The organism is Bacillus sp. FSL W7-1346 (genome assembly GCF_038593335.1).
In the GTDB taxonomy this organism is placed as follows: domain Bacteria; phylum Bacillota; class Bacilli; order Bacillales; family Bacillaceae; genus Bacillus; species Bacillus altitudinis.
Window position 1 is genome coordinate 3,520,717 of the sequence record NZ_CP151988.1, and the last position, 16,909, is coordinate 3,537,625.

The window sequence follows — 16,909 nt, forward strand, 5'->3', positions numbered from 1 at the left end:
GTAGATTGAGTCTGCAAGCTTTTTTCTCATCATTGAATTTGAGGTGATTAAATTGAACATCAAAGGAATAAACCATTTATTATTTTCTGTTTCTGATTTAGAGACATCTATTGATTTTTACACAAAGGTCTTTAATGCCAAATTGTTAACAACGGGCAGAACGACAGCTTACTTTGATTTGAACGGCCTGTGGCTTGCCCTCAATGTAGAAAAAGACATTCCTCGTCAAGACATCCATCACTCTTACACACACATCGCTTTTTCTATTGATGAGGAGGATGTAGATCCAATGTATAACAAACTAAAAGATTTGAACGTCAACATCTTACCAAGCCGGCCAAGAGACGAAAGAGATCAGAAGTCGATTTATTTCACAGACCCTGATGGACATAAATTTGAATTTCATACAGGAACCTTGAAAGATCGATTGGATTATTACAAACTAGAGAAAACACATATGGAGTTTTATGAATGAAACGCAAAGAAAAACAGAGAGGAAACAACAAGGTGCTATTCGTCATTAAATAGGAAAGATGGTAAAATATACATAGAAACGTGTTGCAAACGATAGTCCTCCCCCCTTCCATACTAAAGGTGTTTTTATGCCTAGAAAGGAGGGGTCAGTTTGAGAACAAAACTTGTGCGTTCACGCGTTGAGAGACGCAAAAACAAAAAGAAAAAAGCTTGTACCTGTAAGTACAAGCTTTGGTTCCTTATCTTAAATTCAATCCGAACTCTAGTCCAGTTCATCATATGGATTTTAGATAAGAGAACGTTCTGAATGAACCCTTAAGATGATAATGAAAAATAAAGCGGCACCTTCATTACCCCTAGTCAAGGTAATGCTGGTTCTATCTCGTTTCTGTTTTTTGGAGGGCTGCTTTATTTTTTCATATTATTTCAGTTTATTCCTCACATTTTAAATTTATACATAGAAAAAGCACACGGTAGTCAGCCGAGTGCCCAAATTAAATTTCTTTTCAGTTGTATGGTGAACGTTCAAGAAATTCACCTTGAAGCTCTCGTGCTTCAGTTTGAAAACTAGTTCAACTTAGTCCGAGTTGAACAAAAAACTTGTGCAACAATATGTTACCATAAGTAACAATTTGTTACCATAGTTAAGCTTATTTTTTAATCTTACTTATTCATTTCAAATGCAGAATTTTCATTATTTCAAATAAATTATACAGCTTTTTGTTATGCAATGAATCAAATATACTGAACAACACTCAAAATAACTTTCAAGTATAATAACCTGTACTTTTCTTCTAAGCCCTCCTACTTTCTATTGGCAATTGTAAGACCTTATTAAGTTAAATAAAAAAGAATCAGTATATAAAAAACTGATTCTTTCTGCATACATTTATCTCAAACAAATCGTATTTAATCCACGAAACGTGTCGTAAAATGTTTCATGTGAAACATCTGTGATCTAATATTGATCAATTTCCCTCTATCAGCCTGCCAAAGCTTTCGGGTGAAAGTCCCGGTGAAATGCGCAGGCGGTGTAAGGACATCATGCCTTGTTCCTTTTTCGCATGTCCTGGTTCAGTGGTCACAGCCATTTCATATCCTGCTTCCTTCGTCAGCTTCAGTGTGTCTTCGTTATAGCGACCGACCGGATAGCTGACCATGACCGTTTGTTGAGAAAACCGCTGGTCAAAGAATACCTTCGATCCTTTTAATTCTTCTTCCTGCTGCTTCTGTGATAAACGATTGAGCTCTAAATGATGAATGGTGTGACTCTCTATTGAAATACCATGCGCCACCATATCATCCATTTGGGCATCGGTTAAATGATGCGGGCGGCCAATGGACTGCTCGATCATAAAAATCGTGGCTTTCATTCCATATTCCTTTAAAATCGGAAATGCCTTTGTGTAGTTATCCGTATATCCATCGTCAAATGTGATAAGAACATACTTTTCACTTGGTGTCGAATTGGTCGCGAGAACTTGATATGCCTCTTTCGGCGACAGCGTGACATAGCCGTTGTCTTTCAGCCACTTCATATGAGCCGCAAATTCGCTTTTTGGCACACGTAACGAATTACCGCTGGAAATACTGTGATACATCAAGATTGGAAGCGCAACGGGTTCCTTTTGCTGAATCCAGTTTTGTTTGTCTATCTCTGCCGCTTCAATTTGGTGCGTTTCTGTTGTTTCTTTCGTTTGTACTTGACCCTTTACCTTTTTGATGGCTTGCTGGTTTCCTTCTGTTTGCTGTTTCGTACCCATACAGCCCGAAATGAGCAGCATGACTAGACCAACTGCAAGCCACATACATGTTTTTTTCATTCACCAATCCTGCTTTCTCTTTATCTATCGAATGATTATAACAGAAATTGGTTAATAACTATATCTATTTTGACAGGGTATTCATTTTTTTACACATTTCGATCATTTCAATGGCAAGCAGATGGATGGTCTCTGTTGTGAGCATTTGGTCTTCTGCATGTATGAGCAGTAAAGAAAAGGGAAGCTGTTCCCCTGACGCCTCTTTTTGTATCAGTGACAAGTGCAGGTCATGGATGCTTCGAAACGCTTCCTCCCCTTTTTCAATCAACTGCTGCGCTGCTTCAAAGTCATCCGCTCTTGCTAGACGAATGGCTTCTACATAATGGCTTCGTGCTTCACCTGCATGGGCAATGATTTGAAAGGCTGCTCCCTGCATTTCCTCTAATACCGTCATCTGCTTCTCCTCCGATTGCTCAAGATTCATTTGCTAGTTTCAGTGCATGTTCTAGTATTTTTTCTCCATTCGCTGTTCCATATAATCTTACATTTACCACATCGACAGGTATATGATAAGGTGCCGCTGTTTTTTCTGCTGCCTTTCTCATAAAGCTAACTTGCGGTCCTAGCAAAATGACCTTTACATCGTCCCCATGCTCTTCTAATTCATCCGCAATGGCCCCTTCAGGTATCGCATAAATTTCATAATCCAGCCCTTTTCCTTCTGCGGCTGCCTTCATTTTAGATACCACAATCGACGTCGACATTCCTGCTGCACAAGCGAGAATGATTCGCTTCATATCCCATCACTCCTATTGATAAATGACATCTGGTTCATCCCTTAATTTCCTCGTTTGGATTAATGTCTTGTACCAGTACCCTGACGCTTTCATCTGACGATTCCGTTCATTATCCAGCTGGATCTCTACTAATCCGTAGCGATTCTTGAATGCATTCATCGGTGAGACATTATCCGTAAAAGCCCACAGCATATATCCTTTGCAGTTTGAACCTTCTTTTTTCGCTTGGAGGGCTTTTTTCAAATGCTGGCTGATAAATGAAATTCGGTACTGATCATCAATGACGCCGTCTTCGTTTTTAAACCGCTCTTCCTGCTCGACCCCCATACCGTTTTCAGCCACAAACCACTCGATATTGCCGTATTCTTCTTTTATTCTCATGCCCATATCATAGACGATATTCGGATAGATTTCCCAGCCTCTGAATGGATTCATTTTTCTCCCTGGGAGCTCAAATAGATCGTAATAATAAGATGGATGAAACGGTGTGTTTTCGTTCCAAGCCTTGCTAGGTGCCTTAACGCGATGCGGATAGTATAAATTAAGACCGACCACATCGACTGTATGATCTTTAATGATCTGAAGCTCTTCTTCCGTTGCATCGAAAAGAATGTCATGCTTTTTCAATACATCAAGCAGTTCTTCTGGATACTCGCCTTTAATGGAGGGATCTAAGAACACGCGATTAAAAAACAAGTCATACATGCGGGCAGCTTCTTGATCATGCGAGGCAGTCGATCTCGCATACGTCACTTCTGGATTGAGAATGACCCCGATTTTTGCACCGGCTGATTCCTTCAAGCCCATTTCCTGAAAAAGCTTCACCACTTTTGATGTCGCCAAGGCTTTATGATAGTTCCACTGCATCCATTTCTTCGTATTTTGCTCGAAAGGATAACGAATAGCATCTAGATACACACGAGTCTGAACAACAATTGGTTCATTAAAGGTAAACCAATGTTTGACCCGGTCTCCATAGCGTTCAAACACCTTTTCTGCATAGAGAACAAACAGCTCGACAACATGTTTAGATGACCAGCCGCCGTACTTTTCAAGCAAAACGGCAGGAAGCTCATAATGCTCTAAGCAAAACATTGGCTCTACACCTGCTTCAAGTAATTCATTGATGAAATCATCAATATAACGAGCATAGGTCTCATCTACAATTCCATTCTCGTAATCGATGAGAAACCTCGACCAATTGATCGATGTCCGGTAATGAGATAACCCAATTTCCTTCATAAGGGCTACATCTTCAGGATAGCGCTCGTAAAAATTCGTTGCTCCTGCTGGTCCGTATCCTTCGTGCCATACGTGATACCCCTCCTTATACCAAAGGTCTATATACGAATCCTGATGCGGTTTCTTCCCTTTCCAACCCTCCGTCTGCCAAGCAGAAGCCGCAGCACCTAGAATAAAGTCATTGGGTATGTCGATTTTGTTCATGTTGCCACCTGACCTTTCTTCGTGTGAATTTGAAGTCCTTCCCACATCCCTTGTAAATACATAGCTCCAAGTGCTCGGTCGTATAATCCATAGCCAGGTCTGCCCGTCTCACCAAAGATCATTCGTCCATGATCTGGCCGAACATATCCAGCAAATCCTTCCTTAAACAATGCGTTCACAATCGCTCCCATATCGAGGCTACCTGCTGACGACAGGTGTGCCGACTCTTCAAAATCACCGTTTTCATACAAATTGACATTGCGTAAATGAGCAAAGTGTATACGCCCTTTTTTAGCATACTTTCTCGCAAGTGAAGGAACATCATTTTTCGCATTACAGCCTAGGGAACCGGAACAAAAGGTCAGTCCATGCTGTGAGCGTTCATCGAGCTGAAGGATACGATCTATTTGTTCTTCACAGCTGACAATGCGGGGCAGACCAAATATGTTCCAAGGAGGGTCATCTGGATGCAGTGCCATGTTCATGTTCTCTTCCGCTGCAACTGGAAGGATATTTCCCAAGAAATAGTCTAGGTTCTCAAACAACCCTTCCTCCCCCAATGCCCTGTATGCAGCCATCAACTTTCTCATTTCTTCCTGCGTATAAGACGTATCCCACCCTGGTAAGGAAAGTCGATCTTTTTCTATATCCATCTGTTCAAGCTGATGCTGAAAATAAACAAGGGTCGTCGATTGATCGGCTAGTGGGAAATCAAGCTCTGTTCGTGTCCAATCAAGGACTGGCATGAAGTTATAACAAATGACCTTCACACCATGCCTTGCTAATCTCCGAATATTTTCTTGATAATGCTCGATATAAACATCCCGGCTAGGCTTTCCCAGCTTAATATCTTCATGAACCGGGAGACTTTCTACGACCTCAAAAGCAAGATCGTGACGTTCAATTTCCGCTTTTAAATGAGCAATACTTTCCTCCGGCCACAGATCACCAGCCGGCACATCATAGACTGCACTGACAATCCCTTTCATGCCTGGAATTTGCCGAATATATGAAAGGGAGACAGGATCTTCTTTGCCATACCATCTAAATTGCATGTTCATTCATGAGCCCTCCTTCTATTCTGAATCAGGTGCTGCTTCTGGCTTCCGGTTGGATAAGAGGACAAAAGGTAAATAGATGAAAACAGCGACAACAATACAGATAAGCTGTGTGATGACAGCCCCCATACTGCCAGCGGTAGACAGCCAAGCATTCACAATCGGAGGTGTCGTCCACGGCACCATCACCACCGCTTTCCCCGCAAAACCTGTAGCGGTTGCGATATAACCAATCGTACCTGTCACGAGTGGTGTAACGATAAACGGAATTGCCATCACAGGGTTCAACATGACAGGTAATCCGAAAATAACTGGTTCATTGATGTTAAACAGTCCAGGTCCTGATGAAAGCTTGGCAATGCTCCGCATCTCTTCTCTTCTTCCTGCTATAAAAATTGCGATCAACAGACCAATCGTCACACCCGAACCACCAATGCTCATATACACATCCCAAAATGGCATCGTGATAATATTTGGAATCTCTTTGCCCTCTTGAAATGCTGTCATATTCACTGCAATTGATCCTAATAACAGCGGCTCGCGAATCGGTTTAATCATTTGGTTGCCATGAATACCGATCACCCAGAAAAATTGAGCCACAAACATTAACGTTAAAATACCAGGCAGTCCCTGCACAACACTTTCAAGCGGACGCTGCACGACGTTATACACCGCTTCATGCAAATAAATGCCTGTCACACGATGAAACGCAAACCCGAATGAACTAATGATTGTAATCGTAATAATTGATGGGAAAAGTGAAGAAAAAGACGTCGCCACATTTGATGGAACAGAATCTGGCATCTTAATTTGCAGCCACTTCACCTCGGTAAGCTTACAAAAGATCTCTACAGAGACGATGGCAATGATCATACCCAAAAATAAGCTTTTTGGATCGGAGAATTGCCTCGCCAGCACATCGACAACCTCACGCATTGATCCATCGACTTCAAGAAGAAGTGTCGTCGGAATAACGGATATAAATGAAATCAATGCCATTAATCCTGGGAACAATGATTTGTGTCCATTGATTTTCCCGAGCTCAATCCCGATAAGGAACACAGCCCCGATCGTTAAAAAGTTCAGCGTGGCATAATTGATTGCCTTCATAATTGGCTGAAGCTCTGCTAAAAACCTGAATATCTCAAAATGGGCAAGCCCCGTTTCCGGGCTCATGATCATATTTGCGACCAGTACAGCAAATGCCCCCGTAATGATAATTGGCATTAATGTGACAAATGCTTGCTTAATCGCCATAATATATTTCTGATTTGTAATACGATAAGCGACATGTCCCATGACGTCGGCCGCTCTCTCTTTAAAGCTCATGATCCGTCTCCCCCTTTACAAAAACTCGTGATCATCCTCCTTTTTGATGTTATTTTAAAAGCGCTTTCATTAACATCCAATCTTTTTCCTCACAGATGCGGAAATGGGTATCCTTTTTTTTCATCTGGCTGTTCCAACACGTGCAGCGCCGCCGTCAGTTCTTCAAATGAAGCAGCTTTGATGATTTGCTCCACCACTTCCTTCTGCTCTGTCAAACGCACAAGAAATTGATAAAGTGACTGCAATTCTTTCTGATACGTCTTCTGTATACTTAACAAACAGACGACCTGTACCCGCTCTTCGCCCCACAGCACTGGTTTTCTCAACGTACAGATCGCACAAAACGTATCATCTGTTGCCGGTTTGATTGGGTGAGGAATTGCGACCAAATGACCGAACGACGTAGGTGACACTTCCTCTCTTTCCAGCAATAGCTGTTCAAAATCATCGGGGATTCGGTTTTGTTCCTGCAATACATTCACGAAAAATTGAAGAACCTCTTCCCTTGTTTGTAGATCTTGCTGAAAAAAAGTCATCTTCGGACTGATATATCGCAAGACCCCCATTTCTTGTGACCCCTGTACAAATTGTTTCAGCCTCAACATATCGTCTTCACTGAGGATCGTATGTACATCAATCACTGGCACAGGTAGTGTGTTCTGAAGCGGGATGGTACTAATGATCAAATCGATACTTCTCAAGTCATACGACAAAAGGTCACTGACACTTGCAGTACCAGCAATCTCTAGCCTTTCGCTAAAGGCGGCCTTCAGCTTATGGAGAAGAAGCTGACTGCTCGCGACACCCGTTGCGCACACAATCAAGCATTTTTTTCTCACAGTCTGAGTTTTTGTCCGCTCTATGGCAGCACCAATATGCAGCGCCAAATATCCGATTTCATCTTCATGAATCTCTACATTCTCATTTTCCTTCAACCATCTTCCCATATAGACACCTGCTTCAAAAGCAATCGGATAATGCCTTTTTATGTCTGATAAATAGGGGTTACGGATGTTCATATCATATCGGAACCGATGAATCGCTGATCTCAGGTGAAGACTTAGTCCCACAATCAATTCCTTGTCTGTCTGAATATCAAGTGACATGTGCTCTTCGACATAACCAAGTAATTGGTGAGTTAAACGGAAATGCTCTTCATCAAGCATGTGAAATAGCGTGTGGCCCGTTTCTCCATACGCCATCATTTTTGCCCCCATTAAATGAATCGCAATATAGGCCATTTCAGATAATGGAAAATCTATACCGAGTACGTGACGCATATCTTCTGCCATTTGCCTCGCCACTTGAAAAGCGGGCTGTGTTTGAATGTCTTTGAGTTCTCCTTCCGGCATCATGACCAATTTTTTCTCTTCAATTCGTTTGCACGCAATGGCGATATGTGTCACTAAGTTGCTTAAACCGATCTCTGACACATGAAGGCCGCTTGCCTTTGTACGTGAACGCACCATATCTTGAATCAATTGATACGTTTCTTCAGGTAAAAGGGCAGGATTCGGATGCTCCTGCTGAAACACATGCTCAGCTAGACAATACCTTAATTTCATTTCATCTCCAGTCAGCCTCAGTCCATATTTAGGACGGTGTGCAACAGAAAGTCCATGTAAAGAAAATAGATGCTTGACTGCTTTCAGGTCATTTTTCACAGTAGATTCACTCACAAATAATTCCTCGGCCAATTCATCTAATTTCATATAGTCTTCGGACAATAAAAGCCTTCTCAATAAATAAGAGATACGATCCTCCGGCTGATTTGGAATAACTTGATTCTTTTTTTCATTTCTTTCTCTCATTGAGTTTTTCAAAAAAGTACGAAATGCTCCATAATCTTCGACAGTCAATGTATACCCTGCTCCACGTTTCATATGAAGTGTTGCCCCATGTACTTCTAATATTGATTTAAGCGCTTTCATATCTGTTCGAACTGTTCGTGATGTGACGCCTATCAGGCGTGCAATTTCTTCACCTGTCAGCTCCTGCTCTGCCTGCATTAACCGCCTCAACAGCTCCTCCTGACGTAGAGATAACATAGACTCCCCTCCCTTGGTCAATTACTTTTGCCTATCATCATAAACGAAAATAGAACTCTTTGCCCAGTTTTTCTTTCTGACCGGGAACTTTGTTATGGCTCAAACGTATGAATATGAAACAAGAGGAGGGATACATCATGTTTGTTATCATCATCATACTAGCTACTTTAGGCGCCATTGCCGCCCACATGTTTACACCAAAAGATAAGCGTTCATCTTCTAGGCATTCTGCACATCACAGTTCAACAACCAGTAACTATACTGATTCGTATACACATCACGCTTCTGATGCCTCCTGCGGTGGTGATTCAGGTGGTAGCGGCGGATGTGACTAAACCAAAAAAAACAGCCGCTTGTTCAGCCGGCTGTTTCGTTTATTTTATTAAAGAGCTTTCCAGCCCCGTTCAATTAAATGTTTGACATCCTTTGCAAAATCCTCGCCTTTTTCCATCACATCTTGGGCTCTTCCTGCAAAATTACTAGCGACAGCGAGTTCCATTTTTTTTAACTCAAAGTGCATAATTTTTTGGTCTATCTCCGTAATATAGGTTTCATACTCATTGTTCACAATGTCGTGCAGCACGTGATAGGCTTCTTTCCGATGACGGTGAAAGTCCGTTCCTCTCTCACCTTTCCATGACGAATCTAGAGCAGGCTTCTTGATTTCCTTTATGTCAGACTGCGCAAGATCTTGTTCTGTTCGAATATTACTTTTGGCTGTCTTTAACCGAGAGATCATTTCGTCAAATTCTGCACGTTTGTTTTCAATCCCCATATGCAGATGGTGCAGCATCTCGGATAAACTCATGTCATCCACCTCTATTAGACCTCATAAGAAAGCACGGCGTCAGCGTTTTTGAAACCGAGCAGATCATCTGCTTTTTCCAGTCCTGACATTTCTATCGTTCGCTTTCATTAAGTATAGTATAAGGTGAAAAGCCTTAGGCTTAAATAGGGAAAAGGTGTCCTTTTAACATGGTGTTTGGAAGAAAAACGGAATAATCTAAGGTCATAAATCCCGAATTATATATGAGTCTTTACGACTATATTTTACATCGTACTCAGTTAAGCTATCAATAAAACGATTGGGGCTTATGATTTTGCCGCAATCGCTTCATCCTGTTCTTTTAGCGTCTTCACATTTGAGCGTGTATCCTGAACGTTTTTGATTAAGGCTTCTTTAAAGCTTGAGACCATTTCGCCCACCTCTGCTTCACGTGCCGTCCATTTGGTTACAAATTCAAGGCTGTTTTCACCAGCTTTATCTGCTGCTTTTTTCATTGTTAAAGCTTCAACTGCTTGGGAGACTTCATCTAGTTTATCCATCACTGTTTGGTAGTTTAACTTAATTTGTCCCATTATGATATCCTCCAGATTGGTTCAGCATGAAGCTCGCTTACAAGCTGCTCCATGCTTTTGAGATCAAGCGTTTTGCGTCTTCTACTGCGTCTTCTCCTTTTTCAGCCAAACGTGCGGCATCTCCAGCTAAAGAGCTGGCAAAGGATAAGGCAGCCTGCTCTGCTTCTAGTGTACTGATTTTGAATTCGATTCGGCTCACGTAGCGTGGATATTTATCGCTTACGATCGTTTGCAGCGCATCATGCGCTTCATTTCGTTCTGATTTGAAATCTTGGCTCCGCTCACCTTTCCAAGAGGCCCCAAGCTTTGGCTGCTTGATTTGTTTTAGGTCTGTTTCTGCGGCATCTTGTTCACGTTCAATCTTACTTTTTGCCTTTTTGAGTCGAGCAATTTTCTCTTCGATCTCTGCCTTTTTATTTGAAATGCCACCGTTAAGGGCAGACAGCATATCCGATAAGCTCATATGGGTTCCTCCTCCTGTCAAAAATAAAAACGCTGCTTAGAGTCCCTCTAAACGAGCGTAATGGTGAATCGCACTTTTTCCAATATTGTTATTATAAGGTTCAAAGACTCATGTTTGAATAGGGATTTGTGCCCTTTTTATGGTATAAATATGCTTTCAATCTGCTTCACACCACACCTTAAGCCCTCTTTTATAGGGGGTCAAAATACACAACCACCCTTCTGGAAACATACATAGTCTTACGGTCCTAGGACAAACAAAAGCCGCCCGGGGGAGGGGCGGCTTTTGCAGTGGCTTATGATGCCGATTCTTCTGAGTCTTGTTGATTTTTCACGTACCAAATGAATTTCCCTGTATATCCGTAGATGATGGCAAGACCAATGGCAACAAAGCTCAGCCACATAAATGGTAAATAAGAGAATGTCGAGACGCCTAGAATCCCTGCCATGTAAATTCCGTTATCTGACCATGGAACCATACCAGACGTAAGTGTTCCACCAACCTCAGAGTTTCTAGATAACACACGTCTGTCTAATTTTAATTTGTCATAGCTTTTTTCCATGATTTTTGGTGTAAGAATTAATGAGACATACATTGCACAACCAAAGATATTCGCAAAGAATGCTACTACAAGTGTAGACAGTGTCACATTTCCTGCATTGTGCAATTTTTTCTCGAATGTTGCGACGATCACTTTTAACACGCCTAAGTATTCAAGAACTCCACCAAAACCAAGTCCAAGAATAATGACCACTAGAGATCCTAACATATTGACAATACCGCCACGGTTCAACAGTGTATTTAAGAAATCTACATCTGAATTAATAGAGAAGCCGTTATAAGCTGTACCAAGCGCATCAGCTGGGTTCATTCCTTGGAATGCCATCGCCCAGACTGCCCCAAGCAGTGCACCAATTGCGATAACAGGCATTGACGGTTTTTTCAATACAAGTAATAGGACAACAATGACTGCCGGAATGATCATCCAAATATTAATCGTGAATGTATCCTGCAATGCTTGTTTCAAAAACTCTACTTTATCTTGATCAATATTTCTTCCACCATACATAAATCCAGTAATTGTAAACATAATAGCCGTAATAACAAAGGCCGGTATGGATAAAACCATCATGGCTCTTACATGCGCCAGCACGTCCACTTTTGAAAGAGAGGAAGCGAGCACAGTACTATCAGATAGAGGAGATAATTTATCACCAAAATAAGCGCCAGATAAAACAGCCCCAGCTACGATCGGTAATGGGATACCCAATCCTTCACCAATCGCAATCATCGCAATACCTGCCGTTCCAACTGTACCCCAAGACGTACCAGTAGCAACAGACATAATAGAACAGATAATCAGTGTAGCTAATAAGAAGATATTAGGATGAATAAATTCCAGTCCGTAATAAATTAACGTGGGTACAACACCGCCAGCAATCCATGTACCAACAAGTGCACCTACTGCAATTAAGATTAAAACAGCCTCTAATCCATTTGATATCCCTTTTGTGATCGCATTTTGAAGGTCTTTGTACGAATGCCCTAAACGAATACCTAAAGCAATAACCATAAACCATGAGATGAACAATGCTAGCTGAATATCTAGTTTGAAGTAAAGAGTGAATGATAAAACAATTGCTAAAAATAAGCCAAGTACAGACACGACTTCTAAAATAGACGGTAGACGTGGTGTTTTCATTTTGTTTCCTCCCTTTGTGCGTGCGTTAAGCGTTTTCAAAATATTGTGAAAAAAGTGTGCCAATTCGAAAGAAAGTGAATTGCCTGTTTTTCTCTATTTCACAGGCAATTCCACATATTAATAAAATAAAATTTTTGATATTATTATCGCTCCAGGAGCTCTGCACCCGCAATGCCAGGCTTTGTCATCTCGTAAGGATTCAAAATAATATCAAGTTCTTCTTCTGTTAACACATCATTTTGCAGGCAAAGATCTCTGATCGATTGTCCTGTTAAAATGGCTTCCCTTGCGATTCTAGCCGCGGCTTCATAGCCTAAGTGAGGGTTTACCGCAGTAATGACACCTGCACTTTTTTCGACATATTCTTTCAAACGTTTTTCATTTGCTTCGATGTCCGCTAAACAATGATCTGTGAATGAGCGGAATCCGTTATTCATTATACTAATAGATTGAAGCAAGTTAAAGACCAGAACAGGCTCCATCACATTTAACTCAAGCTGGCCTGCTTCAGAAGCAAGACAGATGGTGTGGTCGTTCCCAATGACCTGGAATGCGATTTGGTTAATGAGCTCTGCCATGACTGGATTGACTTTCCCAGGCATAATGGATGATCCCGGCTGACGGGCTGGCAATGCAATCTCAGCAAGACCTGCACGTGGGCCCGATGCCATTAAGCGAAGGTCATTCGCAATTTTAGACATGTTCATCATGCATACTTTTAAGGCAGCAGATACTTCTGTGTATGCATCTGTATTTTGCGTCGCATCTACAAGGTGCTCTGCGCCTACTAATGGCAGTCCAGAAATATCAGCAAGCTTCTTCACTACGATTTCGATGTAGCGAGGATCTGCATTGAGGCCTGTCCCAACAGCTGTCGCACCCATATTTACTTCATATAAATGCTGTTTTGATTGGTTGATTCGTTTAATATCACGGCTGAGCACACGGCTGTATGCTTCAAACTCTTGTCCTAAACGGATCGGAACAGCGTCTTGTAAATGAGTACGCCCCATTTTGATGACATGATCGAATTCTTTTGCTTTCTTTTGAAATACGTCATGCATGGCCTGCATCGTCTCAAGTAAAATGTCTAACTGCTTGAGCACTGCAATATGGATCGCCGTTGGGAACGAATCATTTGTCGATTGTGACATGTTCACATGTGTGTTTGGACTTAAATGAATGTATTCGCCCTTTTGATGTCCCATGATCTCGAGGGCTCTGTTTCCAATGACCTCATTGGCATTCATATTCATAGACGTTCCTGCGCCGCCTTGAATCGGGTCTACGATGAAATATTCATGGAATTTGCCTTCAATGACTTCATCTGAAGCTTGAACGATCGCATTTCCAATTCCTTCATATAAACGTCCGACTTCCATATTTGCTTGAGCTGCTGCTTTTTTGACAATGGCAAATGCTCGAATGAGTTCTTCATGCATGCGATATCCTGTAATCGGGAAATTCTCTTTTGCACGAAGCGTTTGAACACCATAATACACGTCTGCGGGAATTTCTTTTTCACCTAGAAAATCCTTCTCGTAACGATAAGTTGCTTGAACCATCTCGTATGACCTGCTTTCTATAGAATAGTTAAATCACTAAATCTTCTGCGATTGGCGTTTCCATAATCTTTTTCACTTCTCGTGGATCTGTTGTTTTACCTAATGCCCACATGAGCTTTGGCACGATGGCTTCTGTGTTCATGTTTCTTGAACGAGCAACCAGTTCTTGATTGATTTTACGTCCTACTTCATACACACTCATGTCTTCTCCTTCTTCGAGACACTGAGTGGTGATCACAACAGAAATGCCTTCTTCCAGCAATTCGTTGATTTTTTCTAAAAGATTTCTTCCTTCGAAAGGAATTCCGCCGCTGCCGTAGCTTTCAATAACGACTCCTTTGTACAACCCTTTGATTGAATCTAAAAACTCAGGCTTCAGTCCTGGATGCAGTTTTAATAAACAAACGTCTGTGTTCAAGGATGCATCTAATTTAAGCGGTTTCATTGATGATCTTTTTACTTTGCTATTGTATTCAATTTGATGATTTTCAATCGATGCAATATATGGGTAGTTAATACTTTCAAATGCATCGTAGCTTTTCGTTCTTAGTTTGATTGCGCGAGTTCCTTGAATGACTCTGCCATCAAACACGACGTATACGCCGCCAACACCGTCACATGCAAAACGAATCGCATCTGTAATGTTTTTCTTCGCATCTGTTTTCTTAAACGTAATTGGAATTTGTGACCCTGTAATGACAATTGGCTTATCAGGATTTTGCAGCATATACGATAGTGCTGCTGATGTATAGGCCATTGTGTCCGTACCATGCGTGACGACAAATCCGTCATATTGATCATAATTTTCATAAATGGCTGTTGCGATATCAACCCAGTATTCAGGCTGCATATTGGTACTATCTATACTCATTAGGGACTTTGTGTCCATTGTGTAGTCTGCATTAATTTCGTTTAAATAGCTTAAAAGGTCCTCAGCTTTAACACCTGGAGCTAAACCATTTTCACTTTCTACAGATGCAATCGTCCCACCAGTGGTTAAAAGCAATAATTTCTTCAACAGGTCCACCTCTTTCAGTAAAATTACTTCGTTTGTCACACATATTATAAGCCAGCTTGTGCTATTCTATAATATACGCTTTACGCGTACCTTCATTGCCATTATAGTCACATAACGCGAATTAATCAAGAAATTATTACGCATAACGCGTACACTCTTTGTCAAAATATGATATACTGTTGTTGTATATAAAGGAGCGTTCATGTATGATACTCGATCGTTTAACCACCCTTAGAAAAAAGAAAAAATGGTCTCTCCAGCATACGGCAGATCGCCTAGGTATCGCCAAAAGCACCTATGCCGGTTACGAATCTGGGTACCGACGACCTTCGCTTGAAGCAGTAAAACTGCTGGCTGATTTGTATGATACGTCCATTGATTTTTTACTTGGTAGAACGGACGAGCCAGAGATCCAACGCAAAATCTCTGATATCAAAGTTGAACTGACGGAAGCAAAAGAAGGAACCATCCATGTAGACGGCGTTCCACTAACAGATGAAGAAATCAAACAGCTTGTTGCCTTTATTCGGGCGAAAAACACTCTGAAAGTATAAACAACACAAAAAAGAGAGGTCCCTGTCATAGAGGGACCTCTCAGATTGTTGACAAAGGGCTAAAATGAACTTTATTTTAGCCCTTTGTCTTCTTTTCAGCGTGATAGAAAACCTTTGCAGTCTAGGAAGGACGAGCATCGGCGCGGAGCGAATTTAACATTCGTGAGCACCGAAGCGCAGGACTGGCACCGAATGCGAGGGTTTGTCTACACGCTGAGAGGTCCCTGTCATAGAGGTACCTCTCTTTTTCTGCTTACGACAGCTCACTTAATTCCTCTAACCGCCGCTTCGCTTCTTCTTTATTAAAGGAACTATAATAGCGATAATTCTCATCATCTAAGATGCGGTAATGCTGGCTTAGTACATTCTGCTGAAGACGAAACGTACCTTTTTTCACAGACGTCCGCCACCAAACCTTTCCGCCAATCGTACGTTCAACAGATAAATGCAATTCATCGTGGGCGACGACTTCCAAAATCTCAAGCGGATCATCCCCAAGTGTCCCTTTTAAAATGTCACTATCCCTGAATAATGCACATACGGCCGCAGATTGCGTCCAGTTGAGGCGAAGACGATTCTTTTCTACCTGCTGCAAATGCCGTTTGGATAGCCCAAGCACCTCAGCCATGCGGTCCTGTGTATAGTTTTTTTCTTTTCGAATTCGTGCCATTTGTTCTGTGACGAGGTCGATTACCATTTCTTTGTCCATCTCTCATCACCTCTTGATTGTTCAGTCTTTACTGACATCATACACGATTTCTTAAAAAAAGTGGCGTCTCACCTCATGGAATGATGGCGAAAACATCTATTGATTCTGCTTTTCACCATGACCATGCTGCTGTTTCCAATTTTCTTGGGCAGTCTCATGTAAATATGGATAAATGTTTTGTTTCACCGTTTGCTCAAATACTTCTTCATCTAAAATACTGTACGCCGGAATCTTGATCAATTTCCCATCCATTTTCCGAATGAGCACATCCATGAACAGAAATCCCCTGATACTGTAACGATGCCTGCGCATATCTATAGATTGAATGTCTTGAAAAGGGATTGTTTGTTGCCGGTATAAAACAGCGCCATTCTCTCCTCGCTGAATGCGAAAAATCACATTTCCCCTCTTCGTAAAAGCCGGAAGAATCATCAAAAAAGAGATCCACCCATAGACAATGCCTAATAATCCGCCTAAAAATAAAAACAACGTATAATTCGATTCAAATGTAAGAGCTTCTGAAAATAACCAAATACCGATGATGCCAAACCCGCCCGTTGCTAAGAATGCCCATACTCTTAGAAAGGGTCTGCTCCTCACTTCTATTACTTCACTTGGATTCAA

General features: G+C 41.5%; 18 protein-coding genes. 3 read left to right on the forward strand and 15 right to left on the reverse strand.

What is annotated here, in order from left to right:
- The first annotated feature begins 52 nt into the window (after positions 1-52).
- Positions 53-475 (forward strand): FosM family fosfomycin resistance protein, encoded by a 423-nt coding sequence (gene fosM, locus NST09_RS18170; RefSeq protein ID WP_342493184.1) that lies wholly within the window; start codon positions 53-55, stop codon positions 473-475.
- Positions 476-1,442: 967 nt separating this feature from the next.
- Here the strand turns inward: fosM and NST09_RS18175 are convergent.
- The 7 genes from NST09_RS18175 to NST09_RS18205 all read right to left on the reverse strand — a co-directional run bounded on the left by NST09_RS18175 (position 1,443) and on the right by NST09_RS18205 (position 8,915).
- The gene (locus NST09_RS18175) at positions 1,443-2,297 is read right to left on the reverse strand and encodes a polysaccharide deacetylase family protein (RefSeq protein ID WP_342493185.1); all 855 of its coding nucleotides are present in this window, start codon (positions 2,295-2,297) and stop codon (positions 1,443-1,445) included.
- Positions 2,298-2,361: 64 nt separating this feature from the next.
- A complete protein-coding gene (locus tag NST09_RS18180) occupies positions 2,362-2,691 on the reverse strand; it encodes a PTS lactose/cellobiose transporter subunit IIA (RefSeq protein WP_081114261.1) in 330 nt (109 codons plus the stop codon).
- Between the two features lie 19 nt (positions 2,692-2,710).
- The gene (locus NST09_RS18185) at positions 2,711-3,034 is read right to left on the reverse strand and encodes a PTS sugar transporter subunit IIB (protein WP_008345616.1); all 324 of its coding nucleotides are present in this window, start codon (positions 3,032-3,034) and stop codon (positions 2,711-2,713) included.
- A 12-nt stretch (positions 3,035-3,046) separates the two neighbouring features.
- Positions 3,047-4,480, reverse strand: coding sequence for a glycoside hydrolase family 1 protein (locus NST09_RS18190; protein ID WP_342493186.1), 1,434 nt, complete (start codon positions 4,478-4,480; stop codon positions 3,047-3,049).
- Positions 4,477-5,541 carry a mannonate dehydratase gene (gene uxuA, locus NST09_RS18195; protein WP_041091556.1) on the reverse strand — a complete coding sequence of 355 codons (1,065 nt, stop codon included), beginning with the start codon at positions 5,539-5,541 and terminating at the stop codon, positions 4,477-4,479. Before uxuA ends, NST09_RS18190 begins: the two co-directional genes overlap by 4 nt.
- 15 nt (positions 5,542-5,556) lie before the next feature.
- Positions 5,557-6,867, reverse strand: coding sequence for a PTS transporter subunit EIIC (locus NST09_RS18200; RefSeq protein WP_024719533.1), 1,311 nt, complete (start codon positions 6,865-6,867; stop codon positions 5,557-5,559).
- 89 nt (positions 6,868-6,956) lie between these two features.
- A complete protein-coding gene (locus NST09_RS18205) occupies positions 6,957-8,915 on the reverse strand; it encodes a BglG family transcription antiterminator (RefSeq protein WP_342493187.1) in 1,959 nt (652 codons plus the stop codon).
- Positions 8,916-9,052: 137 nt separating this feature from the next.
- Between NST09_RS18205 and NST09_RS18210 the strand changes: the two genes are divergently transcribed.
- The gene (locus NST09_RS18210; RefSeq protein ID WP_265154561.1) at positions 9,053-9,250 is read left to right on the forward strand and encodes a hypothetical protein; all 198 of its coding nucleotides are present in this window, start codon (positions 9,053-9,055) and stop codon (positions 9,248-9,250) included.
- A gap of 47 nt (positions 9,251-9,297) precedes the next feature.
- On the opposite strand, the gene NST09_RS18215 is transcribed toward NST09_RS18210, so the two are convergent.
- The 6 genes from NST09_RS18215 to NST09_RS18240 form a co-directional block, all read right to left on the reverse strand.
- Positions 9,298-9,723 carry a DUF5082 family protein gene (locus tag NST09_RS18215; RefSeq protein ID WP_007497950.1) on the reverse strand — a complete coding sequence of 142 codons (426 nt, stop codon included), beginning with the start codon at positions 9,721-9,723 and terminating at the stop codon, positions 9,298-9,300.
- Positions 9,724-10,007: 284 nt separating this feature from the next.
- Positions 10,008-10,274 carry a YwqI/YxiC family protein gene (locus tag NST09_RS18220; RefSeq protein WP_008345634.1) on the reverse strand — a complete coding sequence of 89 codons (267 nt, stop codon included), beginning with the start codon at positions 10,272-10,274 and terminating at the stop codon, positions 10,008-10,010.
- 37 nt (positions 10,275-10,311) lie between these two features.
- A complete protein-coding gene (locus NST09_RS18225; protein ID WP_017358667.1) occupies positions 10,312-10,737 on the reverse strand; it encodes a DUF5082 family protein in 426 nt (141 codons plus the stop codon).
- Between the two features lie 295 nt (positions 10,738-11,032).
- Positions 11,033-12,439 carry a Na+/H+ antiporter NhaC gene (nhaC, locus tag NST09_RS18230; RefSeq protein WP_017358666.1) on the reverse strand — a complete coding sequence of 469 codons (1,407 nt, stop codon included), beginning with the start codon at positions 12,437-12,439 and terminating at the stop codon, positions 11,033-11,035.
- Positions 12,440-12,582: 143 nt separating this feature from the next.
- Entirely contained in the window at positions 12,583-14,004 is a 1,422-nt protein-coding gene (aspA, locus tag NST09_RS18235) for an aspartate ammonia-lyase (protein ID WP_017368335.1), read from the reverse strand.
- 28 nt (positions 14,005-14,032) lie between these two features.
- Entirely contained in the window at positions 14,033-15,022 is a 990-nt protein-coding gene (locus tag NST09_RS18240) for an asparaginase (protein ID WP_017358664.1), read from the reverse strand.
- Between the two features lie 206 nt (positions 15,023-15,228).
- On the opposite strand from NST09_RS18240, the gene NST09_RS18245 reads away from it, so the two are divergent.
- The gene (locus tag NST09_RS18245) at positions 15,229-15,576 is read left to right on the forward strand and encodes a helix-turn-helix transcriptional regulator (RefSeq protein ID WP_008345648.1); all 348 of its coding nucleotides are present in this window, start codon (positions 15,229-15,231) and stop codon (positions 15,574-15,576) included.
- Between the two features lie 253 nt (positions 15,577-15,829).
- On the opposite strand, the gene NST09_RS18250 is transcribed toward NST09_RS18245, so the two are convergent.
- A complete protein-coding gene (locus NST09_RS18250; protein ID WP_007497964.1) occupies positions 15,830-16,285 on the reverse strand; it encodes a helix-turn-helix transcriptional regulator in 456 nt (151 codons plus the stop codon).
- A gap of 96 nt (positions 16,286-16,381) precedes the next feature.
- Positions 16,382-16,909: a YfjD family protein gene (locus NST09_RS18255; protein WP_007497966.1), complete on the reverse strand. Its 528-nt coding sequence runs from the start codon at positions 16,907-16,909 to the stop codon at positions 16,382-16,384.

Coding starts and splice junctions, on each gene's coding strand:
- NST09_RS18175 (WP_342493185.1), bottom strand. CDS start 2,297: ATGAAAAAAACATGTATGTGGCTTGCAGTTGGTCTAGTCATGCTGCTC.
- NST09_RS18180 (WP_081114261.1), bottom strand. CDS start 2,691: ATGACGGTATTAGAGGAAATGCAGGGAGCAGCCTTTCAAATCATTGCC.
- NST09_RS18185 (WP_008345616.1), bottom strand. CDS start 3,034: ATGAAGCGAATCATTCTCGCTTGTGCAGCAGGAATGTCGACGTCGATT.
- NST09_RS18190 (WP_342493186.1), bottom strand. CDS start 4,480: ATGAACAAAATCGACATACCCAATGACTTTATTCTAGGTGCTGCGGCT.
- uxuA (WP_041091556.1), bottom strand. CDS start 5,541: ATGAACATGCAATTTAGATGGTATGGCAAAGAAGATCCTGTCTCCCTT.
- NST09_RS18200 (WP_024719533.1), bottom strand. CDS start 6,867: ATGAGCTTTAAAGAGAGAGCGGCCGACGTCATGGGACATGTCGCTTAT.
- NST09_RS18205 (WP_342493187.1), bottom strand. CDS start 8,915: ATGTTATCTCTACGTCAGGAGGAGCTGTTGAGGCGGTTAATGCAGGCA.
- NST09_RS18210 (WP_265154561.1), top strand. CDS start 9,053: ATGTTTGTTATCATCATCATACTAGCTACTTTAGGCGCCATTGCCGCC.
- NST09_RS18215 (WP_007497950.1), bottom strand. CDS start 9,723: ATGAGTTTATCCGAGATGCTGCACCATCTGCATATGGGGATTGAAAAC.
- NST09_RS18220 (WP_008345634.1), bottom strand. CDS start 10,274: ATGGGACAAATTAAGTTAAACTACCAAACAGTGATGGATAAACTAGAT.
- NST09_RS18225 (WP_017358667.1), bottom strand. CDS start 10,737: ATGAGCTTATCGGATATGCTGTCTGCCCTTAACGGTGGCATTTCAAAT.
- nhaC (WP_017358666.1), bottom strand. CDS start 12,439: ATGAAAACACCACGTCTACCGTCTATTTTAGAAGTCGTGTCTGTACTT.
- aspA (WP_017368335.1), bottom strand. CDS start 14,004: ATGGTTCAAGCAACTTATCGTTACGAGAAGGATTTTCTAGGTGAAAAA.
- NST09_RS18245 (WP_008345648.1), top strand. CDS start 15,229: ATGATACTCGATCGTTTAACCACCCTTAGAAAAAAGAAAAAATGGTCT.
- NST09_RS18250 (WP_007497964.1), bottom strand. CDS start 16,285: ATGGACAAAGAAATGGTAATCGACCTCGTCACAGAACAAATGGCACGA.